Raw genomic sequence first — 25,039 nt, 5'->3', positions numbered from 1 at the left:
CTTACAGGCGGATGGTTAATATCTGGTAAGCATTTTAAAATTATTGGACGGGTGATCTCCGATGAACTTTATAGCGCCGATTATCCGGGTCGTATGTCTGGCGGCTATTGTCGCTGCCTGCACTGCGGATGGCGGGACTAACAACCCTGTTTTTCGACCGTTTCAGTGGTTTTCCTATGTGAATGGCGATGATATTCGCGCTAACTGCGCGCCCGGACGCAATGCCCGCTACCGGATGATTTACAATGCCATTTATGATGAGCAGGTGCGGACCTATGACATCACGCAGATTACGACTTCGGACTCAGCGACGCAGACGACACGCGCATTCCGTGGTGGTATCAGCGTGAACTGGTTGCTCGGCGCGGTGAGTTCCGGGCCGGCGGCGACCCATGACAGCAAGGTTGTTATCAGCATTAAGGATCTGGTCGCCGTAGAGCAGGCGCTGATCAAGTCGGGATTTGAAAAGCCCGCGATCAAAGGGCAGATCCTCCATTCAGATGAATTCTACTGGGTCGCGATGGTTTGTCGTGACGGGAATTTTAAGTATTACGCTTGGACGGATGACAATGCTGATATTGCCAAGCTGCCGTTCCGGGAAGTCTTGTCGAAAGGGGACAAGACGGGCGTTTCATTTCAGGAGCCTTATGTCCCTGTCGTGTTCGGACGTTCCTCGAGATATTATAATGGTGGGCGGGACAGCACCTATTTTACGTTGCAGGTTGGGGATAACGGTCTGGACCTCTAGAGCAGGCTCGGCAGAATTGATTTTTTATGAATTTTTTGTTGCGAATGCTATCATTAGTCGCATAGAAATGTGCCTAATAATTTAATTTGTAAATAAAATCAATAATTTGCTATCAACCGATAGTATTGTTGCACTGCACAAAAAAATCATTGACATCCATCAGTAGACTATTATATACACGTGACATTGTTGCAGTGCAGCAGATCAAACATTGAGACGCTAATCAGAAAGGTTAAGTCCATGACTAAGAAAGCAGCGACAAACGCAACCGTTGACCCGGCTGTCGTTACTAAAGAAATTGAAGAAATGGTGGCAACTGGCCGCAAATCCCTTCAGGACGCATTTATCAATGGCACAGAAGCCGCTGAAAAAGCATTCAAGTCCAACAGCGAAACTTTTAAAACCAATTACGAAAAGGCTGTTGCCGAAGGTAAAACCGGTTTTGAAAAAGCTATCAAGACTCTCGAAGGCTCCCAGTTCTATGACAAGAACAGTGCAGAGGCTTTCGTAAAGGCAAGTAATGCCGCTGTTGAGAAAAGCGAAAAAATCGGCGCAGCGATGATCGATTATGGAACGGGCCGTTTGCAGGAAGTCTTCAACGTAGCGAAGACAATTGCCGAAACGGAAGACGTCACCAAAGTTGTTGAACTCCAGACAGAGTTCGCTCGCAGTTCCATGCAGAGCTATGTGTCTGAAATGGGCAAATTCAATGCCCTGGTTACAGATGCGGCGAAATCAGTTGTTGAGCCTTTTGGCGCACAGTATGCTGCCAATCTCGACATGTTTTCAAAGCAGGCTTAACGTCAGCTGACATTTTAAGCGTCTTGAAAGGGCCCGGATTTTCCGGGCCCTTTTTTCGTGCCTGACCACCAGCCGATCACTTTTTTATAAATTTTTGTCTAAGGTAATAATATTTTTTGAATTTCCTGATAAGATATATACTTAAATAAGTGAGCTCAGAGGCGCACTGAGGTCAGGCAGGCGAAATGAGATGGAGAGAAAGACATTATCAATTCTGGTTGGGCAAAAATGAAGATGAGCGGCGACGACAAGAAAGACAACGACGATCAGGGAACGGGGACGGGCCTCGTTACGAAAACAAAGCCCAAAACCAAGAAGCCGTCTCTCTGGCGCGTGTTGTTGTTGAACGATGATTATACACCGATGGAGTTCGTGGTTTACGTGCTTCAGAAGTTCTTCAACATGGACGAGCAGACCGCCGTACAGGTGATGTTGCATGTTCATCAAAAGGGCGTCGGAAACTGTGGTGTGTTTCCGTATGAAATCGCTGAGACCAAGGTTGCACAGGTCATTGACTATGCGCGCGAAAACCAACACCCCTTACAATGTACGATGGAGAAAGAATAGTGCCAGGATTTTCCAACTCGCTAGAAGAAACCCTACATCGTGCAATGGCGTTGGCAACATCGCGCCGTCATGAATTCGCGATGCTGGAGCATTTGCTGTTTTCCCTGACTGAAGACCAGGATGCGGCCGCCGTGATGCGCGCCTGCAATGTGGATGTTGACCTGCTTCGCAAGGATCTGGAGACATTCATAACCGATGAACTGGATGATCTGGTCATGGACGGGTTTGTCGAGGCTCGCCCGACGTTGAGTTTTCAGCGAGTGGTCCAACGCGCCCTGATCAATGTGGAAAGTTCCGGCCGTGAGGAAGTGACCGGCGCCAATGTTCTGGTCGCCATCTTCTCGGAACGGGAGAGTCATGCGGCCTATTTCCTCCAGAAGCAGGAAATGACCCGCCTCGATGCGATCAGCTATATCAGCCATGGCGTGGCCAAGGCACCGGGCAAGGAAACCGCCCGCGCCGTTCGCGGAGTGGAAGGCGAGTATAAGGCGGAAAAAGATAGTACGCCGCCAGAGGAGGAAAAGGTCGAAAGTCTGGAGGCTTTGGACGCCTATTGTGTTAACCTGAATGAGAAAGCGGCTGCGGGTAAAATTGACCCCCTGATTGGCCGCGCCGAGGAAGTGGAGCGGACAATCCAGGTGCTCTGCCGCCGGTCGAAGAACAACCCGCTGTATGTGGGCGATCCCGGTGTCGGCAAAACGGCCATTGCCGAAGGGCTGGCCCGCCGGATTGTTCATGGTGAAGTGCCAAGCGTACTGCTACCCGCCGTTATCTATTCCCTCGATATGGGGTCTCTCCTCGCTGGGACTCGCTATCGCGGTGATTTCGAGGAACGGCTGAAAGCCGTGATTTCCGAATTGCAGGGGCTCGATAATGCCATCCTCTTTATCGACGAGATTCACACGATTGTTGGTGCGGGCGCCACAAGTGGCGGCGCGATGGATGCCTCCAACCTGTTGAAGCCGGCACTGGCGAGTGGGGAAATCCGTTGTATCGGCTCGACGACCTATAAGGAATTCCGCAGTCATTTCGAGAAGGATCGCGCTCTCCTGCGCCGGTTCCAGAAAATCGACGTGCGCGAACCCACGGTCGAGGACAGCATCAAGATCCTGAAGGGCCTGAAGCCTTATTTCGAGGAATATCACAAGATCCGCTATACGGCAGAGGCTATCCGCTCTGCGGTGGAGCTTTCCGCACGCTATATCAATGATCGCAAGCTGCCCGACAAGGCAATCGATGTGATCGACGAGGTTGGCGCGGCGCAAATGCTGAAAGCGGAAAGCAAGCGCAAGAAGACCATCGGCGTCAAGGATGTCGAAGCCGTGGTCGCCAAGATCGCCCGCATTCCCCCGAAGTCCGTGTCCAAGGAGGATACTGTCAACCTGCGGAAACTTGATGTTGACCTTCGTCGAGTCGTCTTCGGACAGGATGTCGCCATTGACGCGCTGGCAAGTTCCATCAAGCTGGCGCGAGCCGGATTGCGGGAGCCTGAAAAGCCGATTGGGTCTTATCTCTTCTCCGGTCCGACCGGCGTTGGCAAGACCGAAGTGGCACGACAGTTGGCGTCCATTATGGGGCTGAACCTGGTGCGCTTCGATATGTCCGAATATATGGAACGGCATACAGTTAGCCGCTTGATCGGCGCGCCTCCGGGCTATGTCGGCTTTGATCAGGGCGGCCTGCTTACGGACGCGATCGATCAGCAGCCGCATTCGGTCCTGCTGCTTGACGAGATTGAGAAAGCCCATCCGGACCTTTTCAATATCCTGCTGCAGGTCATGGATCATGGCAAGCTGACGGACAACAACGGCAAGCAGGTGGACTTCCGAAATGTGGTTCTGATCATGACAACCAATGCCGGCGCCCAGGAAATGACGAAACAGGCCATCGGCTTCGGCAATGAATTCCGTGAAGGCGAGGATGAAGAGGCTATCAAGCGTCTCTTTACGCCGGAATTCCGGAACCGTCTGGATGCGACCATTCCCTTCGCACCGCTGCCGCCCGAGGTCGTCTCCCGCGTTGTTGAGAAGTTCGTGCTACAGCTGGAAACGCAGTTGCAGGATCGTAATGTCACGATTTCGCTATCTGATACCGCCGCAACCTGGCTGGCCAAGAAGGGGTATGATGCAAACTACGGTGCCCGGCCGCTCGCTCGGGTTATTCAGGAAAGCATCAAGAAGCCTCTCTCTGAAGAGTTGCTCTTCGGCAAGTTGGCGAAGGGTGGCCATGTTTCTGTCGGTGTGAAGGCGGGTGAACTTACTTTCAAGATCGAGAGCGCCGCCGAGTCGAGCCGGAAGGACGACGCGGACAAAAAGACGAAGAGGAAGGGCTCCAAAAAGGATACGGAATTGGCAGAAAAATAAACTTCCTCACCGGAAACAATAAAGGCGGGAATTTTCCCCGCCTTTTTTTATTGTTTCTTCAGGTTACTTTTGGCCGATAACCCGGCGGCCTGCGTTCAGGGTTCGCAGATATTCGATCCCTTCATCGGCGATGGCATAGCCGACCATATCCTCATTCTCACCGGCCATTTCGTCCATATCCACCCAATGCGAATAGATGGGGCGGGTGCGGTCGGTGATGATCCCGGATTTCAACAGGGTCTTGACCAGGACGCGGAAGATATTCGTTGATTCCTTCAAAGTCTCGCGCCGGTCCGCATCCGTGAAAACCTCGCGGCAGGCATCGCGCACCCATTGCCAGTCTAGTCCAAACTGTTCGTAAATGACCTGTTTCTGGCGGATATTAATGAGGTTGAACAGAACCGTCTCAAAACATTGCGCGGCCCAATCCTCTACCCGGTTATGTTCTTCCGTGTCCAGTTTTGGAATGGTCTTATCAGCCCAGATCTTGCCAAATTTGTGATGAAAGGCTTCGTCTGTCATCACCAATTGGGTCAGTCTTTTGAGGAGCGGGTCGTTTGTCTTCGCATGAATATTCGCAAATGCGCCCATGGCGAGCCCTTCAACCAGCATCTGCATGCCCACCAGCTTCTTATAGACTTCCTCGGCGCCTACCAACTCTTCAAGCAGGTTTCCAAGCGCTTCACCGACCGGGTAGGGGCGACCCCAGCGGGAGCCGATATAGCGGCTGAAAGCGGTGACGTGGCGAGCTTCTTCCCGGGTCTGGTTGGAGGCATATTCCTGCGCGCCCGGATCGACGAGCAGATGACAGAGGCTGGCGCTTAAGCTGAGCGCGCCCTGTTCCCCGTGGAGAATGCTGGATAGGCTCCAGCGCGTACTCTCGTTGGCGAGGTGGATTCGCTGCCCTTCATCGAGCTTGTCCGCTACCGCGCTTTGCAGCTCCGGTATGGTTTCGGGGGGCATCAGGTATTCCGCAGTAACATCAAAGGGACTTTTGAAATCGAGATAGGTTGCGTCCATCGGATCCCAGAAATGATCATGTGTCGCCGAGATAATGCCGTCAAAAGCATCCGTACGCTTCCCGTAGCGGTCAACTTCCAGCATTGCCGGAAAATCGTCGCGACTCACGGTATCGTAAATGGGGTCACGCGTAATATGGTCAGTCATGTTTGCTCCCTTGCTCCTGTTATCGGCGGCAGCGTCTTTGCGGCTGTCCTTTACGTTTACGTAAACGTCAATAATCTATATATTATAATCGGGGAATTTTCAATATTAGATTTCATTGACAGGCAGCCCTCGCGGGAGCTTAGCGGGAATCCCCATTTCGAAAAGGCGAATGTTCGGCAAGATAATTGATCTCGGCCTCGACCTGCTTTGTCTCCGTTTGCAGATAGTCTGCAACTGCGTCATGAAAGCCGGGGTCGCGCAACCAGTGGGCAGAATAGGTCTCTGTCGGCAGGTAGCCGCGGGCGAGCTTGTGCGGGCCTTGCGCGCCAGCCTCCACGCGCTTGATGCCATGCTGGATCGCAAAGTCGATGGCGCGGTAGTAGCAGGTTTCGAAATGCAGGAACCGGTGGTCCTCAATACAGCCCCAATATCGGCCATAGAGGCAATCGCTGCTTTTCAGGTTCAGCGCGCCCGCAATGTAACGCCCGTCGCGGCTCACCATGAAGAGGACGACCGCCTCGCCAAGCTGTTCCCCCAGCAGGCTGAAAAACTTGCGGTTCAAATAGGGTGTGCCCCATTTGCGGCTGCCGGTGTCGATATAGAAATTGTAAAAGGCGTCCCAATGCGCTTCGCCGATTTCATCTCCGGTAAGGATCTCGAACTCCAGGTCGTTTTCTGTCGCGCCCTTGCGTTCCTTACGGATGGCCTTGCGCTTGCGGGAAGAAAGTTGGGCGAGGAAATCATTGAATGTCTGATAGTCGTCATTCACCCAGTGGAACTGCTCCCCCGTGCGGATAAGAAATCCCTCATGCTCCATTAGATCGCGTTCCGCCGGCTCCAGAAAGGTGGCGTGGACGGAAGAGAGGTTGAGCTTGTCGGCGACTTGTTTCGTTCCCTGAAGAAGCAGGCGCTGGTGGGTTTCTCGTTCCGTCCCGTCCGGTACCAGAAGGCGCGGGCCTGTAACGGGGGAGAAGGGAACTGAAAGTTGCATTTTGGGATAATAGCGTCCGCCCGCCCGTTCATACGCATGAGCCCAGCTATGGTCGAAGACATATTCGCCCTGACTATGGCCTTTTACATACATCGGGGCAACCCCGGCAATTTTGCCCTCAATCTCCAGTGCGAGGTGATAGGGCATCCAGCCGCTTTCGGCGGTTACCGATCCGCTATCTTCCAATGCTTTCAGGAATTGGTGGGTGACAAAGGGGTGATCCGTTGTCAGGCAGGCATTCCAGTCGGCCTCACTGATATCGGCGATGGACTGCAGGGTTTTAATCAATGGGGTGTCAGACATTCGGCCCGGAAAACTGAAATAATAGCGCCTTTAATTACTGTAACAGATATCTTTTCGCGGTGCGGTAAGAATTCAAGAAATTTCTATCATTCAATTTCCGAAGGGCCAATAGCGTACGAAACTTCCTTTGCGAGGGAGCGCGTATTCGGCGCACCCTTGCGCGGGTTAGCTGATTTCAAATACCGCGTCGACCTCAACGGCGACATTCATCGGCAGGGCGTTGGTGCCGACGGCGAAACGGGCATGGCGGCCCTTGTCGCCGAAAACCTCTACCATCAGGTCGGAGGCACCGTTGACAACCTTTGGCTGCTCGCCAAAACCGTCAACGCAATTGACGAATCCGCTCAGCTTGACGCAGCGCACGACCTTATCCAGATCGCCGCCGCAGGCGTCCTTCACCTGGGAGAGGATATTGAGCGCACAGACGCGGGCGCAAGCCATGCCTTCCTCTGTTGTGAAGTCCTTGCCGACCTTGCCCTGATAGGCAAGCTTGCCGTCAACAAAGGGGACCTGTCCCGACACGAAAACGAGATTGCCGGTCCTTACGTATGGAACATAGTTCGCCGCGGGGGCTGTCGCTGTCGGGATATTAATGCCGAGTTCTGCCAGATGGGCATCGATTTTGCCTGCCATTTTTTCTACCTCTTTGTTGAATATTTACGTTAGATCAGCCGCCGGGGCGACCACCGCCGCCGCCGGTAATCCGAATGCCGACATTCTTCGTCTGGACATAATTGAGCAGCGCTTCCTGGCCTTTTTCCCGGCCATAGCCGGAGCGTTTCGTTCCGCCGAAGGGCGTCTCAATTCCGCCAGCGAACCATTCATTGACAAATACCTGTCCGGCGATAAGACGATCCGCCGCCCAATGGGCAGTCGCGAGATCCTTCGTATAAACACCGGCGCAAAGGCCATAATCAGTGCCATTGGCGAGTGCAATCGCCTCCTCGGGTTCGTTATAGGTGAGGACGGAAAGGACGGGTCCGAAGACTTCCTCCCGCGCGATGGTCATCTCTGGCGTCACGTTGGCAAAAACGGTTGGCTCGATAAAATGCCCGGGAAGGTCGCCATGTTTGCGGCCGCCGGCGGCGGCCTCCGCCCCGGCCTGCGACGCGGCAAGGCACATCCCCTCAATCTTGTCGGCCTGTGCTGCCGAAATCACTGGCGTCATGTCGTGACCGTCGATCCCGGGGCCGATAGAAAGCGACTTTGCCTTCGCGGCCAGCTTTTCAACCACTTCAGCCTGAAGTGCCGATGGCACAATCAGCCGTGACTGGGCGGAGCAAACCTGTCCCGCATGGCTGAAAATTCCGCTCGCTGTGGAATTGATGGCTTGATCGATGTCTGCGTCCTTGAACAGGATGCCCGCAGACTTACCACCAAGTTCCATCACGCAAGGGATGACCCTGTCTGCCGCTGTTCTCAGGATAGACTGACCCGTGGCGACCGACCCGGTAAAAACGATATGGTCGATATCTGGGTGGGCAACAAGCGCCGCACCGCAATCATGTCCGTAGCCACAGAGAATGTTCACCGCGCCCTTCGGGACCCCGGCCCGATGGCAGGCTTCGGCAATGAAATAGGTGGAAACGGGGGAAAGTTCCGGCGACTTCAGCACAACGGTGTTCGCGGTGGCAAGCGCACAGGCCACGGACCGGGCGGCAATCTGCAACGGGAAATTCCAGGGCACGATCTGGGCCGACACACCAAAGGGGGAGGGGATCGTATAATCCACATAATCCGCGCCGAGCGGGATCATCCGTCCTTCCAGCTTGTCGGCAAGGCCGCCGTAATAAGTAAAATAGCGGGCTGCGGCCATGGCTTCGTTTTTGCCACCCGTCAGCGTCTTGCCGTTATCAAGGCACTCGGCCAATGCAATTTCATCAGCCATTTCTGTCATATGGCGGGCAATTTCAAACATCAGTGCGCCGCGGTTTGTCGGGCGCATGTTATATAAAACCCGGCTTTCATAGCAGGCACGTGCGGCAGCAACCGCCTGATCCACATCCTCTTTCTGGGCCCGGGAAACTTCGGCGATGATTTGTCCCGTCGCCGGATTTTCAATCTCAATGCGGTTCCCACCCTGGGCATCCACCCATTGACCATTGATATAGCTCTGCCAGTATTTTTTTATCTCTTTCATGATCCGCTCTCTTGCCGTGGGCTGATGGCGATTACTATCATGCGGAAACGCCTAGTGCCAGTCCATGCACGCTCTTCCGATAAATTTTTTAGTTTCGCCTTTTATCCGTGTAGAGTGAGCCTATATCAACGGGATCAAACTAACCAGTCAGGTATGTCGATGGGTATTGTGAATAGTGTGAATACCGAAAACCGTTGCGGCCATTTCAAGGCCGATGATGAGGACGGGGAATTATTCTCCTGGCTGATAGACGCCGGACTGACGGGCACTCGTGTCAGGGATGTCTTTACGGAATTTTGTGAGCGGCTGAATAAGCGGGGTGTTCGCATCAAGCGCGGGAATATTGCGCTGAGCGCGATCCACCCGCAGGTCAGCGCCTTCATGTATACTTGGCGGCACGGGGAAGGGCTTGTGACGAACACGAACTTCCTGCATTCGGATATTCCCGGCGAAGGCTGGTTCGCCAGTCCGTTCTTTTTTATGCTGACAAACAAAATTCCCTTCCTGCACCGACCTTTGGCGCCGGAAAATGAGCTTGATTTTCCAGTTCTCGTCGAATTTCGCGAAGAGGGAATGACCGACTGGTTCTGCCAGATTTTCGATTTCGGCTGGGGTTTTGAAAATCAAAGCCTGGAAATCTCCGCTGGTCTTATTACAAGCTGGGCATCAGACCGTCCGGGCGGCTTTACCGAGGAGGAATTTCGTATTCTCAGCAAGGCCATACCTTTATTCGGCATCGCCGTAAAAGGGATTGCTTCGTTTAGAACCGCACGGGCCATGTTGGAAACATATATCGGGCGGGAAACCGCCGGGAAGGTACTTTCTGGTCAGGTTCGTCGAGGATCCGTCGATAGTATCAATGCTGTGCTGGTTTATGCGGACCTCAAGGGGTTCACGCAGCTGTCCGATACCATCGAGAAGGGGGATCTTGTCGAAATGCTGGACCACTATCTCGACCGTATGGCCAGCCCGATCGAGGCTGCGGGTGGCGAAATCCTTAAATTCATGGGTGATGGTATTCTGGCAACGTTCGAGTTGACCTCGGCGGATGAACAGTCAGTGCGGCAAATATGTGAAGCGGCCCTCGGTGTGACTGAACAAATGATGGAAGGAGTTGACTTCCTTAATAAAGAACGGCGCGACGCCGACAAGCCGACTATGGACCTTGATATTGCTTTGCATGTGGGCGAGGTGATGTATGGCAATGTTGGATCCGAGACACGGCTGGATTTTACCGTCATCGGACCGGCCGTGAATGAGGTCAGCCGCATTGAAGCCCTGTGCGATGATCTTGGATCCAGTCTGCTCGCGTCCGGTGATTTCATGCGGACATGCAGCAACGCGGTGACATCCCTTCGTTCCTGCGGATATCACCAGCTGCGCGGCGTGCGCGAACCGATCGAGCTATTCTGCCGCGACTAAGCTGGGAGGGGATCGCGCAGGGTTTAATGTGCGTGCGTTACCTTTTTATTCGCTTTCTTGTTCTCATACATGGCGTGATCGGCGGCAGTCATCAGCTCGTTGTAGGAGCTTTCGCCGGTGTAGGGAACGACCCCCATGCTGGCCTTCAGGAAAATTTTCTGTCCACGGGCCTGAATAGAGGTGGCGCAGACTTCATCCAGAATGGCAAGGGCACGGGTCAGGCCATTTTCTGCATTTGTCCGGGTCAGGACAAATACGAACTCGTCGCCGCCAATGCGGGCAACAAAGTCTGAACCGCGCAGGTTCCCCTGAATGACCTCAGAGAATTTTTGCAAGGCGATATCGCCGGTATCATGACCAAAGCGGTCATTGATTTCCTTAAATTCATTGAGATCGAGAAAAGCGACAACTCCCTCCTCTCCATGACGGCGCGCCATGGCTAGTGTCCGGGTTATGAAGTCCTGAAGGCCACGACGATTATGGAGGCCAGTCAGTTCGTCAGTGGTGGAGAGTGCTTCCAGTTCCTGAATTCGTTGCTGCTGTTCTGATATATGTTGTTCCGCACTCGCCGCGTAGGCGATTACGCGATTAATCAACCGCCAGTGTTTGGCCGGGGCCTGTCGCCTTAGGCTGGTTCTGAGCGCCGTTGAGAGGTCTTCTAACTGTGCGCCGATTTCCGCTTCAAACCCTAGCGGATGACCATTTTGAAGTGACGATATGTTCGTCAGGGGCGATGGCATAACTCTGTTCTCCTCATTAAAACCGGTTGGCTGTGTGATTGGTTGTTCAATTTCGTAACCAGGCCGGCAAATACAGACTGCTTAGAACAGAGCAACTACCATGCCAGAAGCTCATCTTAAAAAAGTTGTTGTAAATCAATTAGATAGTTTAAAAAATAAAGGTTTTGTTCATATTTTAGGTAAATTTGAGGGGAATTTTATGCCTTCCGGATCGGTACAAATGACCCATATGAATAGAAATAGCCGTCTTTCGTGATAAACCTTCACAGTCGTAACCGAGAGGTATATTACTGACATTCAGAGAACATATGCGCAAAGAGTGCCTAATTTATTATGGATTAAGTGTCGAAATGAAATGGTCAAAAGTTGCTTTAACTCTCGTTGGGATAGGCCTGACTAGTATTGTCAATTTATCTTACGCGGCGCCGTTGCGCCTTGCCTCCCATCAGGCCGTCTATGACCTTCGTCTTGAAAAACTTGGCGAAAACAGTGGGATAGAGGGCGTTCGAGGGCGCATTGTCATGAAGGTTGAGCAGCAATGTGATGGCTTGATTGTCAATCAGCGTATGTTGCTCGAGCTAATTAATTTTGAGGGTAATATCATCGTTTCCGACTATAGCCAGTCAACCTGGGAAGACAATGTCGGCAGAATGATGCGCTTTGACATGTCAAATATGCTGAACGGTCAGTTGATTGAAAAATACAGTGGCATTGCTGAAAATCAGGAAGACGGCACGATCGTAAAATTCAGTAATCCGGATCTTGCCGACATGACGTTGCCAAGAGATGTTATTTTCCCGGGGGAGCACACCCGTCAGATCCTGAAAGCGGCCGCTGCTGGCAAGAACCTGCTGTCCACCAAAGTCTATGATGGGAATGGGGAGGACGGACTCTCCGATACCCTGGCGGTGATTGGCAAGGCACAGACGCTTCTTTCCCCGGCAGAGGCGACAAACGAGCTGAAAGGTCAAACCTTCTGGCCACTACAGATTTCCTTTTTTGATCTTAGCCAACAGCAGACGGAGCCAGACTATAAAGTCGGGATGAAGATTTTCGGCAATGGCATCGCGACGGACTTACAGCTTGAATACAGTGATTTTACCCTGCGTGGTGAAGTTGCAGAACTCACTTTACTTGCTGAGGAAAAATGCTCCTGATCGAGTAAAGGCTCAGTCTTTTTTGTTGAGGCCTCGGCCTTTAGCGATCACGGCATCACCAAATTTATCCCGCAATTTGTCGATGGCGGCCTCCACCTCCTTGGCATGCCCGGAATTTCTATTCAGGAGATCCGGCCGGTCTGCATCTTCCAGAATGCCAAAACCGCTGATCCCAATCCCGATCAGGCGGAAGTCGTGACCGGGCGCGGCCTTTTCAAGAAGGGGGCGCACTTCCCGATATAGAGTTTCCGCAAGCTGGGTCGGCTGTGCAAGTGTATGGCTGCGGGTGAGGGTTTTGAAGTTTCCTGTCTTGAGCTTCAACGTGACGGTTTTACCTGCTTTGCCCGATTTCTTGAGACGCTTGGAAACCTTCTCGCAGAGGGGCCAGAGCCGGTCCCGCAGGATATCTATATCGGATATATCGGTGCTGAAAGTCGTTTCCGCTGAAATGCTTTTGGCGCGCTGACCGGCTTTTATCTGGCGATCATCCTCACCACGGGAAAGGTGGTAAAGTCGGCTTCCCATAACGCCATACCTGGCCATTAATTCCGCTTTTTCGCGATGTTGAAGCTGGCCAATAGTGGTGATGCCTTCCGCCGCGAGTTTGCGACTAAACGCCTTCCCAACACCCCAGATATCACTGACCGGTCGCTGTTTTAGGAAGTCCATCGCTTCTGTGCGGCCGATAACCGCAAAACCATTTGGCTTATCGAGGTCCGAGGCAAGCTTGGCGAGATATTTATTGTAGCTGAGGCCGACAGAAACGGTAATCCCGATCTTTCTATCAATTTCCCGGGCAAGCCAGGCCATGGATTGGGCGGCGTTACGATGATGCAGCCGTTCAGTTCCCGACAGGTTGAGAAAAGCTTCATCGAGGGAAAGGGGTTCGACATCCGGCGTCAGCCTGTCGAACAGCGCCCGGATCTCGCGGCTGACGGCGGCATATTTTGCTATATCCGGCGGGATGATGGTGGCATCGGGGCAGAGCTTCTTGGCCTTGAATAATGGCATGGCCGAGCGAACACCTGACATACGGGCAATATAACAGCAGGTTGAGACAACGGCACGCGGGCTGTCGTGGCTGATGATAACCGGTTTCGCGTTAAGATCGGGGTTGTCCCGCTTCTCCACAGAAGCATAAAAGGCGTCGCAATCGACATGGGCGATCGTGAGATCAAATAATTCAGTATGTCGGAGAAGTTTTGGGGACCTGCAGGCTGGACAACGATGGCTAACGCCGAGCCCGTCGTCATCCAGTATTTTCAGGCAATGGCGGCAAAGGCTGGCCATACCGCCTCCTGTCAGTACTCGCCCGTCTCGATATGACGGATAATATGCGCGCCGATCTCCGGCCAGTCATAGAGGCGGCTGTGACTATGCTCCGCCGGGCCAAGAAGGTCGGAGAGGCGCGGGTCGGCGATATAATGCAGCCGATGTACATGGGCCGCATGTTCATTGACCGAGCTGTGATTATGGGGAATGTCATCGATGAAATAGGCAGGCGCATTCAACTCGTGGGTCAGGAAGCGGACAACCTGTCCCTTGCTACCGACATTGGCGATGAGCGGGAAATCCATTCCCTTGTCGCACAGACCGGCGCGGCGCTTATGGGCATATTTGGGCGGCACGTTGCTGAGGACAATAATTTGTGCATGATCGCTCAACATCGCGAGCCCTTCGGCGGCCCCCTCCACCGCGGGCAGGTATGCACAGCGCTGATCGAAGAAGTCGGAGAGGAGCTTGCCCACCTCCATCTGGTCAATGGGCTCCCTGTCCGTGTTGCGGCGGATATTACCGGTGAGCGCAAAGGACGACCAGTCGAAATACAAATCAAGGGAGGTGAGAAAATCTTCAAGCCCGATCATGAAGTTAAACAGAACCTCATCCGCGTCGGTGATGATAAGCGGGCGGTCGCGGTCGATGATCAGCTTTTCAAGCTGCGGACGAACGTCATCATGAATTCCGGTATACATGGTCAATAATCCTCTACCGGCGCACCGGGTAGGAACTGGCGCGCGCGGTTCATACTGGCTGGGTCCAGTTTCTCGTTAGTACAAAAATCAATTAATATTTCTTCATGCATCAGCAGGAAATCGAGCACACCAGCCAAAATCTCGGGGTTTTGCGCCGATTCAGCGAGAGTACCCTGGTCAATACCAGTCTCCGCCAGCATCCAGCTCATGGTTTTTTCCTGGCCAGCAATATATGTAAGTGCTTGTAATGCAATAATTTCGGATTTTTCGCGATTCATGGAACTTTCTATGCCTGTAATCACTTAATGGTAAGAGAAAATTAAACATATATCTATTTATTGAGAGTGAATGATAGTCTCTTGAGGGCCAAATTGGAAATCGGAAGCTCTTTTTTTGAGCCTATTTTTGCCGTCTCGCTCAGGCGATAGTACTAGTGAATTGGACGAACTGAAAATGAAGACAGTATTGATTGTCGAAGATAACGACTTAAATATGAAGTTGTTTCATGATCTTCTGGATGCACATGGTTATAACACCATTCAGACAAAAGATGGAATGGAAGCCTTGGGTCTTGCACGTGAGCATATGCCCGACCTGATCCTGATGGACATTCAGTTACCAGAGGTTTCTGGCCTCGAAGTGACGAAATGGATCAAAGAGGATGAGGTGTTGAAGTCAATACCTGTTATTGCCGTCACCGCGTTTGCGATGAAGGGGGATGAAGAGAAAATCCGTGAGGGGGGCTGTGAAGCATATGTTGCGAAACCGATCTCAGTTGAAAACTTCCTGAACACAGTTAAAGAATTTTTGAGCTAGAATATGTCTGCACGCATACTGGTCGTTGATGATGTTATCCCGAACGTTAAAATACTCGAGGCAAAGCTGTCCGTCGAATATTATGACGTTATAACAGCTTACAATGGCGCAGATGCGCTGAAAATAGCGCTGGAACAACAGCCCGACCTTATTCTTCTCGATGTGATGATGCCGCAGATGGACGGCTTTGAGGTTTGCCAGAGACTAAAGGCTGATAATAAGACAGCTCATATTCCGGTCGTTATGGTGACGGCGCTCAGTGAAGCCGCTGACCGCATTCAGGGCCTGGAATCGGGGGCCGATGATTTCCTGACCAAACCAGTGGATGACATGGCGCTGTTCGCGCGCGTGAAATCACTGCTCCGGCTCAAGATGATGATGGATGAATTCCGCCTGCGGGAAGAGACCAGCTCGGAAATGGGCGTGATCAGCATGTCCGACCGCAAGGAAGAAGCTATCCAGCGCGCCCGAATCCTGGTGATCGACGACAATGAATATTCTGTTCGCATGATGAAGGAAATTTACGCGGAAACCTACGATATTACGCTTGAACCAAATATGGAAGAAGCACAGGTTTTGCTGCGTGGCGGCGACTATGATCTTGCCGTCATCAGTCTTGACTCTTCGAACTATGATCCGCTGCGCCTGTGCTCCAAGATCCGGAGTTTGGAAGAAACACGGCAGTTGCCTATCCTGACTTTGGTTGATGAATCAGATAAAGACAAGCTTATCAAGGGCATGGAAATTGGGGTCAATGACTATGTCATGCGTCCTATCGATGCAAATGAATTGATTGTCCGGACGCGGACCCAGATCCTCCGCAAGCAATATCAGGACAGGCTTCGCCATAATTTCCATCGCAGCATGGAACTGGCGGTCACAGACAGCCTGACCGGGCTGTATAACCGGCGCTATATGTCCAATCATCTCGATGCCATCCTGCAACGGGCAAAACTCGATTATAAGCCGGTTTGTGTCATGATCCTGGATATTGATTTCTTCAAACGGGTCAATGACACACATGGCCATCACGTCGGGGATGAGGTTATCAAGGAATTCTCCCTACGCATTGGCGCCAGTGTCCGCGGGATCGATCTTGCCTGCCGCTACGGTGGGGAGGAATTTGTTGTCGTCATGCCGGATACGAACCTTTCCGTGGCCTCAACTGTTTCCGAACGCCTGCGTCGCCAGATTTCGGAAGTCCCCTTTTCGGTGTCCAAGGGAACTCTTGAGCTCAACCTGACCTGTTCAATCGGCGTGACGGTGTCGGGGGAAAGTGAAAGCTCGGATAGTTTGTTGAAACGTGCGGACAAGGCACTTTACAAAGCGAAGAGGGACGGCCGTAACCGGGTTGTTGTCGCGCCCTCAAATGTTGAGGTTTTTGAAAGACCCCACGGCATCGCCGCGCGCTGATACGTCAAGTATTTCTGGATTTTCCCATAAAAAAAGGCCGCAAAATCTTGCGGCCTGTTTTCGTTCAGCGGTAATGCGCTATTTAATCTTAGCTTCCTTGAATTCCACATGCTTGCGGACAACCGGATCGTATTTGCGTACGACCATCTTTTCCGTCAAGGTGCGCGGGTTTTTCTTGGTTACGTAAAAGAAACCTGTATCCGCGGTGCTTACCAGCCTTATTTTCAATGTTGTCGGCTTAGCCATGTCCGAAACTCCAGTCGTTCCCGCACCATGGCGGGCATAAAATATAATCGAAGCCCGGAAAATACGGATTTAATTGGCGAAGTCAAGCATCCGCTTGGAAAATTCGCTTTTTTTAGGCGTTGCGTGTCCGGCGCAGACTATTGAATGCGATAAGGACGAACAGCAGGCAGGCCGCAGCGAAGGTCAAAGGCATCCCGTGTGGTTCAAAAATCTCCATTGCCAGGCCTGCGAAAACAGGGCCAAAAAGGCTGCCAACGCCCCAGAGCATGCCCACCGCGGCAGTTGCGGTGATGAGGTCGCCCCCCTTGAATTCCTGCCCCATGACAACAAGGGCGATTGTATAGGTCCCGACAACCCCGCCGCCCCAGATAATCAGAAGCGGCCAGAGCAGATAATGATTAAACATGACAAGCGGCAGGATCAGCGCGCCAAGCACCCCAACGATGCCGCAGCCGAGAATCACCTTGGCCCGGTCAAATCGGTCCGCCAGCCAGCCGATGGGAACCTGTAGCAGGATATTGCCAGCGAGCAGGGCGCTTGTCATCAGGACGGCCATTTCCAGTGTTTGTCCGTTCTTGACGCCATAGACGGGCAACAAGGTGAGCACGGACCCATCAAAGAACGCAACGAGGAGGGTGGCGGCGCTGATCATCGGAGCGATTTTTATGAAGGAGAAGATCGAATAGCTGCTTTTTTCTCCCAGATCCGGAAACCGGTCGCCAACGATAATAAAGGCGAACCCGGCACTTAACACGATCAGGCTGGAAACGATGAAAGGGAGGCTGCCCTCCGCGCCAAGAAAGTTAATGAGGACGGGGCCGAAGGCGAAGCCACAGGTCATTGACGAGATATAAATGGCGATCGTCCGTCCGCGGGTTTTCTCTTTCGCGATTTTATTAAGCCATGTCTCGCTGATCAGGAACAGCACGGCCATTGAAAGACCGATCATCAGGCGCAGGAAGAACCAGAAATAGATATTGTCCGACAAGGAGAGACTCCAGATGGACGCGGCCGCGAGCAGCAGCGCCCCCCACAGCATCTTGCCAGACCCGAGAGCCCGGGTGCAGGCCGGGACCACGGGTGAGGCCAGCAGGAAGGAGAGGGCCGGCAGGGCCCCCATGAGGCCGATGATATCGCTACCGTAGCCCCGCTTCTCCATCAAGAGGGAGACGAGGGGAATAGAAAGGCTGAGAGAGACTGCCATGGCCGTTACGGCGGCAATCACAGCGACCAGCGCGCGTCGGTTGTCGACCGCTGGCGCGGCGTCAGCCATTGTCGTGATGCCGAATGAAAGGCTTGCCCCGTAAGTAAGTGAAAAGTGGCACGGTATCCCGTGGTTGCGGGGCTGGTGTCGCTTTCTTGATTCGTCGGTCAATCTCTTCAAGAACGAATTCCGTTACATCAATAAGCGGGACGCGATGGGTTTCGGATAGCGGTATCCATTGCAGGTCAATCAGTTCACCTGATCCCCCAAGTTCACCGCCGGATACATGCTTCGCATCAAGGGTCAGGAATCGCGTGTTAAAGCGGATCGGGCTTTTGGGGGGCGTAATTGCACGGGCGATAAAATCAAGCTGTGACAGATCAGGTATTAACTGATCGTCCTGATAATCACCAATGATAAGACCGGTTTCCTCATGCGTTTCCCGAATTGCTGCCGTGGCGACAGCATGGGCCATATCCGACGGACGCGAGAGCATTTTCTCAATATCCGGCGCGAGCGGGGCAAGCGGCGTCATGTCCGCATCGGCCCGGTCCACCCGGCCACCAGGAAACACATAGACGTCTGGTAGAAACCTATGGGCTTTTGATCGACGGCCCATCAGCACATACAGGTCATCAGCCCGTTGTTCATAGATGACAAGGCTGGCGGCATGCCGGGGAGTGACCGACCGTGTGCGGAGCGTCTGATTGGTCATTCTTCACCATAGATTCGTTTGCCATGGCGCATCATGAACATGGGAACGGGCACGGTTGCCTCTTGCGGCGGGCGTTCATTCAGGAACTTGCCCGCGTAGCCGAGTATTTTTTCAGTAATAACCGGAATATCCAGATTAAGCGCGTCCTTAATCGTTACCCAGCGTATGTCCAGCAATTCCCCTGAGCCTTTAATCTCACCTTCGAGCGTCTCGGCATTGGCAACGAAAAACCGCGTATTGAACCGTTTCTTGCGGGACGGCGGCGTCACCGCCCGAGCGATGTAATCGAGCTTCGAGAGATCAGGTCCGCAGGTGTTGGTGCCGAATTCATTCCAGACCTGTACGCGGGATTTACGTGGCCGCGGGTAGTTCCCGGCGAGGCGCAGGCCGGTTTCCTCGAACGTTTCCCGGATCGCGGCAATGGCAAGCGCGCGGGCGCGGGCTGGCGTACAGCCACCACGAAGCAGCCGTGCCATCACATCTTCACGTAAATCTTCCGCAGGCGGGATGCGGCTATCGCTGGCATCAACGCGTCCGCCGGGGAAAACATATGTATTGGGCATAAAGCTATGCCGCCCACTGCGTTCACCCATCAGGATTTCAATGTTCTTGCTGCTTTGCCGGTAAAGGATCAGGGTTGCTGCATCTTTGGGGCGGGGAGCTTTGCTGCCATCGGTGCGGCTTTCCGCAACGCTTCTATTTTTTGTTGTACTCATAATCGGGCTTCCATTTTTCCCCCAATTATGCACCTGCTGGACAGGCAAGTCCAGATAGTTTAGGTGAAGTCACCCCCGAAGCCATGCATCTGCCGCGCCCATTGAATACCAATCAACGCGCCTTTTACCCGGGGCAGCAGCCAAAGTGCGGATACTAGGGAGACAGGCATCCAGATGGTCAGCTGCACCCAGGTAGCGGGGCTGTAGACCTGCTCAACGGTCAGCATCCCCGAGAGTACGAAGTGGAGGACGATCAGCATGGTGAAGTAGGGCGGGGCATCATCCGCGCGTTGGTGATGCAGTTCCAGCCCGCAGTTATCGCAGGTATGGTTGACCTTGATATATTTCCTGAAAACCTGGCCCTCTCCGCAATCGGGGCAACGTAAGCGAAGACCATTCATCATGGCCTGCCATACTGATCTGGGGGTTGCTACCATTTCCATTTAAGACCTGTTTCTTCCATACTGATACGCTGAATACTAGCAGTACATAGGCCTTATTTATATCATGAAAATTACTTTGCGACACTGTGCCGCAGCGATTATTCCTGCTGCTGGCGGCGTTGCGCCCGCTTCTTGCCTTTTGGGGTGGTGCGCTTTTTCTTCTTAACCGGATTGCGCGCCGGAGGTTTCCCTCCCGTCTTGCCCTTGCGATCCGCAGGTGTTCGCCGGGATGGTGGCGTTCCGCCCTCGCGTCCGTCTTCAATCTCGACAATCATGCTACCAGTCACGATATCGACTTCCCGCAGACGCACGGCCAGCCGGTCGGCGAGGCGAAATACCCGCCCGGTCCGTTTGCCGACCAACATGTGTTTTTCCTGGTCGAAGTTGAAGAAATCATTCCCAAGGGTCGAGATGGGCGCGAGTGCGTCGGCCCCGCTGTCATCGAGGGAGAGAAACAGACCCGCGCGGGTGACACCGGAGACTTTCGCCGTGAAGATTTCTCCTACCTTGTTGGCGAGGAAGACCGCAGTAAATCGGTCCGTTGTTTCGCGTTCCGCCACCATGGCGCGCCGTTCAGTTGCTGAAATCTGGGTCCCGATTTCGCTGAACTCGAGCGCTTCTTCATCCTTAAGTCCGCCGTCGCCGAGTTTGAGGGCGGCGATCAGGCTGCGATGAATCAGCAGGTCGGCATAACGCCGTATCGGCGAGGTGAAATGGGCATAATTCTGGAGATGCAGGCCAAAATGATGAAGGTTATCCGGGCTGTAGACGGCCTGTGACTGGCTCCGCAGGACCAGTGAACTGACCAGTTCCCGATCGATTTCGTTATCAGCCTGGGCAAGGATACGGTTAAAGGTTTCCGTTGTGACAACCTGTCCTTTGGCAAAACTTATATTCATCTCGGCGAGTGTTTCATGCAGGCCGATCATCTTGTCCGTCGCGGGGGGCTCATGCACACGGAACATGCAGGGCCGCTTCATCTTGACCAGCGTTTCCGCCGCCGAGACGTTGGCCTGAATCATGAACTCCTCGACCAGCATATGTGCCGCGAACCGTTCGCGCTTATGCACCGCCTTGATGAAGCCGTCCTCGCCGAACTCGATGCGCCGCTCGGGCAGGTCGAGATCAAGCGGTTTGCGCTTGCTCCGCGCCTTTTTCAGTGACGCATATGCGCCAAACAGCGGCTCGATCACCTCCTTGGCAAGCATCTCCGTTTTTTCATCGGTCACGCCCTCATGGGCGTCCTGCGCCTGCCGGTAGGTGAGGGAGGCGACGGAGCGGATCAGGCCACGCATGAACTTGTGGCGTAGCTTGTTACCCTCCGAATCGAACCACATATGGACCGCCATCACCGGCCGATCGACATTCTCATGCAGCGAGCAGAGATCGCTGGAAAGCTCATGCGGGAGCATCGGCACCACTCGGTCCGGGAAATAGACGCTGTTGCCACGTTCCTTCGCCGTCCGGTCAAGCGCGGAGCCGTGGGTCACGTAATGGGCGACATCGGCGATGGCGACAATGGCCTGCCAACCCCCCTTGTTTTTCGGATCGTCATCCGGCGCGGCCCAGATTGCATCATCCCGGTCCCGGGCATCCGCCGGATCAATGGTCAGTAGCGGCAGGCCCCGCAAGTCTGTCCGTTTGCCGAGAGAGACTGGTTTCGCCGCCAGGGCCTCCTTGATCGAGGCCTCATCAAACTTATCCGGGATGCCATGGGCGTGGATGGCGATGAGGCTTAAGGACGCCGCGTCATCCATCGGGCCGACACGCTGTGTCACCCGGCCTTCAGGAAGCGAGTAGGCCTTGCCCGGGAGGATATCACACAGCACGACTTCACCGCTTTGCGCGCCCATGGAGTTTTCCTCCCGAACGATAACCTCTTTCTTGAGCTTGCGGTTGGTGGGCTGCACGCGTCCATCCTTGCCGGTTTTGGTGTAAACACCGAGCACCGGGCCAGCGGACGCCTCCAATCGGCGGATGACATGAGCCTCGTAGGTACCATCCTTCTGGCGAGAGAGGCGGGCGAGCAGCCGATCCCTGACACCCGGGGCCTGTGTTCGGCCGGGTTGCAGCACATAGATAAGGGGCGGCTTGGTATCTTCCTGCCAGCTGACAGGCCGGGCAATGGCTTCGCCGCCCTTATCGATCCGGTCCACCTCGATTACCGCGACGGAGGGAAGGGCGCCTGCCGGGGCGAGTTCGCGTTTGCGGCCTCGCTCCAGATGACCGTCCTCGATGAGTTCCTTCAGGATCTTTTTCAAATAGATCCGGTCCGCGCCCTTGATATTGAAGGCACGGGCGATCTCCCGCTTGTCCACGGGTGTCTCGCTTTCATCAATAAAGGTGCGGACCTGCTCCTTGGTCGGCAGATGCGCGTTTCGTGGGTTTTTTTGGGTCAAGATGTCCCGTTTTCCGTTTCCAATGGCCGCCTCATTCCGCTGCGGCCGCTGATTTCTTCGGCGCAGCCTTTTTCTTCGCCGGTGCTTTCTTCTTCGCCGGCGCCTTTTTCTTAGTTGTTCCGGCCTTCTTCGCGAGTTTTGGCTTCTTGCCACTCTTTTCTGCCCGTTCAGCCAGCAGCTTGACAGCCTCCTCCAGCGTAATGGTCATCGGGTCGGCGTCTTTCGGGATGGTCGCGTTGATTCCGCCATGGGTGACATAAGCGCCGTAGCGGCCATCCTTCACATTGACGTCCGCACCATCTGTGGGATGTTCTCCAACGACGCGCAGCGGCGCTGTCGTGCGCCCACCGCCACGTGTTTTTGCCGCGGCCAGAAGTTCGACCGCGCGGTTCATCCCGACGGTCAGTACTTCCATGCTGTTGCTGAGCTTGCCATATTTCCGTTCACTCTCGACATAGGGGCCATAGCGGCCGAGCCCGGCGGTAATCATCTTGCCGGTTTCCGGATGAGGGCCGATTTCGCGCGGCAGGCCGATAAGCTGCACCGCCAGATCGAAATCTATTTCTTCGAGCGGAATATCCTTCGGGATCGAGACGCGTTTCGGCTTTTTCTTCGGTTCCGGTTCGCCCAGTTGCAGATAGGGGCCATAGGGACCGCGTCTCAGCGTGATCATCAGGCCGCTTGCCGGATCTTCGCCGATCTCCTTCGGACCCTCGTCAGCGGTCGTGTCTGCATCCTCCGCGCTCTCACCGAGCTTGCGGGTAAAGCGGCAGTCCGGATAGTTGGAACAGCCGATAAAGGCACCGAAACGCCCGGTCTTCAGGCTAAGCCGCCCGTCGTCGCACTTCGGGCAGGTGCGCGGATCTTTTCCGTCCTCGGTCGGCGGGAAGATATGCGGTGCAAGAACGCGGTTGAGTTCCTCAAGAACATCAGAAACCCTGAGTTCCGCCGTACCTTCCACCAGGGTGTTAAAGTCAAACCAGAAGTCGCGCAGAACCTGTTTCCAATCTATTTTGTCCGCCGATACATCATCGAGCTTTTCTTCCAGTTGCGCGGTGAAATCATACTCCACATAGCGCGTGAAGAAGGAGGCGAGGAAGGCCGTTACCAGCTGCCCCTTATCCTCTGGGATAAAGCGTTTCTGGTCAATCCGGACATAATCCCGGTCCTGTAAGACGGAGATGATGGACGCATAGGTGGACGGGCGACCGATGCCAAGTTCTTCCAGCTTCTTGACCAGGCTTGCCTCGGAATAGCGGGGTGGCGGCTCGGTGAAATGCTGGTCCTCGGTAACCTTGTCTGTTGCGACATTCTCCCCGGCCTTGACCGCAGGTAGGCGATTGCCGTTCTCGTCGTCCGATACATCATCGCGGCCTTCCTCATAAAGCTTGAGGAAGCCCGGAAAGCGCACGACGCTGCCAGTGGCGCGCAGGGTCTGGCCCTCGCCATCGCTGAAGTCGATGGTGGTGCGCTCCATTTGTGCGCTTTCCATCTGACTGGCGATTGTCCGTTTCCAAATCAGTTCATAAAGCCGCAAATGCTCTTGATCGAGATATTTCGCGACCATTGCCGGGGTGCGGGAAAGATCAGTCGGCCGGATGGCCTCATGGGCCTCCTGTGCATTCTTGGATTTCGATTTATAGAATCGCGGCTTCTCCGGCACATATTCCTTGCCATACTCGCTCGCAATTACGTCCCGTGCACTGTGCATCGCCTCCATCGCCAGGCTGACGCCATCGGTTCGCATATAGGTGATGAGGCCTTGCGTCTCCCCGCCGAGGTTGAACCCCTCATAGAGCTTTTGCGCGACCATCATGGTCCGCTTCGCGCCAAATCCCAGCTTGCGGGAAGCTTCCTGCTGCAGGGTGGACGTGGTAAAGGGCGGGGACGGGTTGCGCTTGGCGGGTTTCTGCGTGACATCGGCGATGGAAAAGCTACCGGCGCGCACTTTTTCCGCCGCAGCCAGAGCCGTTTCCGCGTTGGGAAGGCCAAATTTGTCAAGTTTGTTGTTCGCAAGATGGGTGAGCCGTGCGGTGATCTTGTCCTTCTTTTCGGTCAGGAAGTCCGCGTCAATCGTCCAATATTCTTCCGGCGTGAAGGCGTCGATTTCCAGTTCCCGCTCGCAAATGAGACGAAGTGCCACCGATTGTACCCGGCCGGCAGATTTCGCACCCGGCAATTTGCGCCAGAGAACCGGTGATAATGTAAAGCCGACAAGATAATCGAGCGCCCGGCGCGCCTGTTGTGCATTCACGAGGTTCATATCCAGCTCGCGGGGATTGGCGATTCCCTCCAGTACGGCGCGCTTTGTAATCTCGTTGAAGACAACGCGGCTGACCTTCGCGCCCTTCAGTTTCTTCTTCTCCTCCATCACTTTCAGCACATGCCAGGCGATGGCTTCCCCTTCGCGATCCGGGTCAGTGGCGAGGTAGAGATTATCGGCGTCTTTCAGGGCATCGGCGATGGCCTTGATATGTTTTGCGGATTTCGCATCATTTTGATAATGCATGGCAAAATCCTGATCCGGCTCGACCGATCCGTTCTTAGATGGCAGGTCGCGGATATGCCCGTAGGATGCCAGAACCGTATAGTCCTTGCCCAGATATTTATTAATCGTCTTGGCTTTTGCAGGGGATTCGACAACAACAACGTTCATATTAATACCGCAGGCTTTCCACTTAAATTAAGGGTCACTCTTTTATGCGTCATGCCGTG

24 protein-coding genes are annotated in these 25,039 nt (G+C 54.0%); 9 read left to right on the top strand and 15 right to left on the bottom strand.

Translation table 11 applies throughout. The features are described from left to right. Nucleotides 1-61 precede the first annotated feature (61 nt). From GQE98_RS10795 to clpA, 4 genes are all read left to right on the top strand, one after another. Nucleotides 62-748: a hypothetical protein gene (locus GQE98_RS10795; protein ID WP_161315646.1), complete on the top strand. Its 687-nt coding sequence runs from the start codon at nt 62-64 to the stop codon at nt 746-748. A gap of 240 nt (nt 749-988) precedes the next feature. Next, nucleotides 989-1,549 carry a phasin family protein gene (locus tag GQE98_RS10790; protein WP_161315645.1) on the top strand — a complete coding sequence of 187 codons (561 nt, stop codon included), beginning with the start codon at nt 989-991 and terminating at the stop codon, nt 1,547-1,549. A 234-nt stretch (nt 1,550-1,783) separates the two neighbouring features. Further along, complete coding sequence (gene clpS, locus GQE98_RS10785; protein WP_161316273.1) at nt 1,784-2,116, top strand: ATP-dependent Clp protease adapter ClpS; 333 nt, start codon at nt 1,784-1,786, stop codon at nt 2,114-2,116. Continuing rightward, entirely contained in the window at nt 2,116-4,479 is a 2,364-nt protein-coding gene (gene clpA, locus GQE98_RS10780; protein ID WP_161315644.1) for an ATP-dependent Clp protease ATP-binding subunit ClpA, read from the top strand. The genes clpS and clpA overlap by 1 nt, the downstream gene beginning before the upstream one ends. A gap of 63 nt (nt 4,480-4,542) precedes the next feature. Here the strand turns inward: clpA and GQE98_RS10775 are convergent, their stop codons facing one another. From GQE98_RS10775 to GQE98_RS10760, 4 genes are all read right to left on the bottom strand, one after another. Further along, the gene (locus tag GQE98_RS10775; RefSeq protein WP_161315643.1) at nt 4,543-5,646 is read right to left on the bottom strand and encodes a ferritin-like domain-containing protein; all 1,104 of its coding nucleotides are present in this window, start codon (nt 5,644-5,646) and stop codon (nt 4,543-4,545) included. A 139-nt stretch (nt 5,647-5,785) separates the two neighbouring features. After that, complete coding sequence (locus GQE98_RS10770) at nt 5,786-6,940, bottom strand: GNAT family N-acetyltransferase (RefSeq protein WP_161315642.1); 1,155 nt, start codon at nt 6,938-6,940, stop codon at nt 5,786-5,788. A 165-nt stretch (nt 6,941-7,105) separates the two neighbouring features. Beyond that, nucleotides 7,106-7,573, bottom strand: coding sequence for a RidA family protein (locus tag GQE98_RS10765; protein ID WP_161315641.1), 468 nt, complete (start codon nt 7,571-7,573; stop codon nt 7,106-7,108). 34 nt (nt 7,574-7,607) lie between these two features. Further along, entirely contained in the window at nt 7,608-9,080 is a 1,473-nt protein-coding gene (locus tag GQE98_RS10760; RefSeq protein WP_161315640.1) for an aldehyde dehydrogenase family protein, read from the bottom strand. A gap of 159 nt (nt 9,081-9,239) precedes the next feature. Between GQE98_RS10760 and GQE98_RS10755 the strand changes: the two genes are divergently transcribed. Then, complete coding sequence (locus tag GQE98_RS10755; RefSeq protein ID WP_161315639.1) at nt 9,240-10,502, top strand: adenylate/guanylate cyclase domain-containing protein; 1,263 nt, start codon at nt 9,240-9,242, stop codon at nt 10,500-10,502. A gap of 23 nt (nt 10,503-10,525) precedes the next feature. On the opposite strand, the gene GQE98_RS10750 is transcribed toward GQE98_RS10755, so the two are convergent. Then, on the bottom strand, nt 10,526-11,242 hold the full coding sequence (locus tag GQE98_RS10750; RefSeq protein WP_161315638.1) for a GGDEF domain-containing protein: 717 nt from the start codon (nt 11,240-11,242) through the stop codon (nt 10,526-10,528). 100 nt (nt 11,243-11,342) lie between these two features. Here GQE98_RS10750 and GQE98_RS10745 point away from each other — a divergent pair, with 100 nt between their 5' ends. Together GQE98_RS10745 and GQE98_RS10740 are read left to right on the top strand one after the other, a co-directional pair. Next, the gene (locus tag GQE98_RS10745; RefSeq protein WP_161315637.1) at nt 11,343-11,498 is read left to right on the top strand and encodes a hypothetical protein; all 156 of its coding nucleotides are present in this window, start codon (nt 11,343-11,345) and stop codon (nt 11,496-11,498) included. A gap of 94 nt (nt 11,499-11,592) precedes the next feature. Then, on the top strand, nt 11,593-12,399 hold the full coding sequence (locus tag GQE98_RS10740; RefSeq protein ID WP_161315636.1) for an EipB family protein: 807 nt from the start codon (nt 11,593-11,595) through the stop codon (nt 12,397-12,399). A gap of 12 nt (nt 12,400-12,411) precedes the next feature. Here the strand turns inward: GQE98_RS10740 and GQE98_RS10735 are convergent, their stop codons facing one another. Genes GQE98_RS10735 through GQE98_RS10725 form a run of 3 tightly spaced genes read right to left on the bottom strand, consistent with a single transcriptional unit; the run spans nt 12,412 to nt 14,650 of the window. Then, a complete protein-coding gene (locus tag GQE98_RS10735; RefSeq protein ID WP_161315635.1) occupies nt 12,412-13,689 on the bottom strand; it encodes a DNA polymerase IV in 1,278 nt (425 codons plus the stop codon). 11 nt (nt 13,690-13,700) lie between these two features. After that, nucleotides 13,701-14,372 (bottom strand): hypothetical protein, encoded by a 672-nt coding sequence (locus GQE98_RS10730; protein ID WP_161315634.1) that lies wholly within the window; start codon nt 14,370-14,372, stop codon nt 13,701-13,703. Nucleotides 14,373-14,374: 2 nt separating this feature from the next. After that, nucleotides 14,375-14,650 carry a DUF3572 domain-containing protein gene (locus GQE98_RS10725; protein ID WP_161315633.1) on the bottom strand — a complete coding sequence of 92 codons (276 nt, stop codon included), beginning with the start codon at nt 14,648-14,650 and terminating at the stop codon, nt 14,375-14,377. A 175-nt stretch (nt 14,651-14,825) separates the two neighbouring features. Between GQE98_RS10725 and GQE98_RS10720 the strand changes: the two genes are divergently transcribed. Next, the gene (locus tag GQE98_RS10720; protein ID WP_161315632.1) at nt 14,826-15,188 is read left to right on the top strand and encodes a response regulator; all 363 of its coding nucleotides are present in this window, start codon (nt 14,826-14,828) and stop codon (nt 15,186-15,188) included. A gap of 3 nt (nt 15,189-15,191) precedes the next feature. After that, nucleotides 15,192-16,601, top strand: coding sequence for a PleD family two-component system response regulator (locus tag GQE98_RS10715; RefSeq protein ID WP_161315631.1), 1,410 nt, complete (start codon nt 15,192-15,194; stop codon nt 16,599-16,601). Between the two features lie 78 nt (nt 16,602-16,679). Here the strand turns inward: GQE98_RS10715 and rpmG are convergent, their stop codons facing one another. The 7 genes from rpmG to topA form a co-directional block, all read right to left on the bottom strand. Next, the gene (gene rpmG / locus GQE98_RS10710; protein ID WP_161315630.1) at nt 16,680-16,847 is read right to left on the bottom strand and encodes a 50S ribosomal protein L33; all 168 of its coding nucleotides are present in this window, start codon (nt 16,845-16,847) and stop codon (nt 16,680-16,682) included. Nucleotides 16,848-16,959: 112 nt separating this feature from the next. Continuing rightward, the gene (locus tag GQE98_RS10705) at nt 16,960-18,120 is read right to left on the bottom strand and encodes an MFS transporter (RefSeq protein ID WP_161315629.1); all 1,161 of its coding nucleotides are present in this window, start codon (nt 18,118-18,120) and stop codon (nt 16,960-16,962) included. Further along, nucleotides 18,113-18,766 carry an NUDIX hydrolase gene (locus GQE98_RS10700; RefSeq protein WP_161315628.1) on the bottom strand — a complete coding sequence of 218 codons (654 nt, stop codon included), beginning with the start codon at nt 18,764-18,766 and terminating at the stop codon, nt 18,113-18,115. The genes GQE98_RS10705 and GQE98_RS10700 overlap by 8 nt, the downstream gene beginning before the upstream one ends. Next, the gene (locus tag GQE98_RS10695) at nt 18,763-19,482 is read right to left on the bottom strand and encodes an NUDIX hydrolase (protein WP_161315627.1); all 720 of its coding nucleotides are present in this window, start codon (nt 19,480-19,482) and stop codon (nt 18,763-18,765) included. Before GQE98_RS10695 ends, GQE98_RS10700 begins: the two co-directional genes overlap by 4 nt. Before the next feature lie 59 nt (nt 19,483-19,541). Next, nucleotides 19,542-19,919 (bottom strand): DUF983 domain-containing protein, encoded by a 378-nt coding sequence (locus tag GQE98_RS10690; RefSeq protein ID WP_202526228.1) that lies wholly within the window; start codon nt 19,917-19,919, stop codon nt 19,542-19,544. A 104-nt stretch (nt 19,920-20,023) separates the two neighbouring features. Then, the gene (rnr, locus tag GQE98_RS10685; RefSeq protein ID WP_161315625.1) at nt 20,024-22,324 is read right to left on the bottom strand and encodes a ribonuclease R; all 2,301 of its coding nucleotides are present in this window, start codon (nt 22,322-22,324) and stop codon (nt 20,024-20,026) included. Nucleotides 22,325-22,355: 31 nt separating this feature from the next. Then, nucleotides 22,356-24,980 carry a type I DNA topoisomerase gene (gene topA, locus GQE98_RS10680; protein ID WP_161315624.1) on the bottom strand — a complete coding sequence of 875 codons (2,625 nt, stop codon included), beginning with the start codon at nt 24,978-24,980 and terminating at the stop codon, nt 22,356-22,358. Between the last annotated feature and the right edge of the window lie 59 nt (nt 24,981-25,039).

Origin of the sequence: Sneathiella litorea, from assembly GCF_009882915.1 — a bacterium.
GTDB classification, from domain to species: domain Bacteria; phylum Pseudomonadota; class Alphaproteobacteria; order Sneathiellales; family Sneathiellaceae; genus Sneathiella; species Sneathiella litorea.
This window is presented reverse-complemented; position numbering and strand designations above follow the sequence as displayed.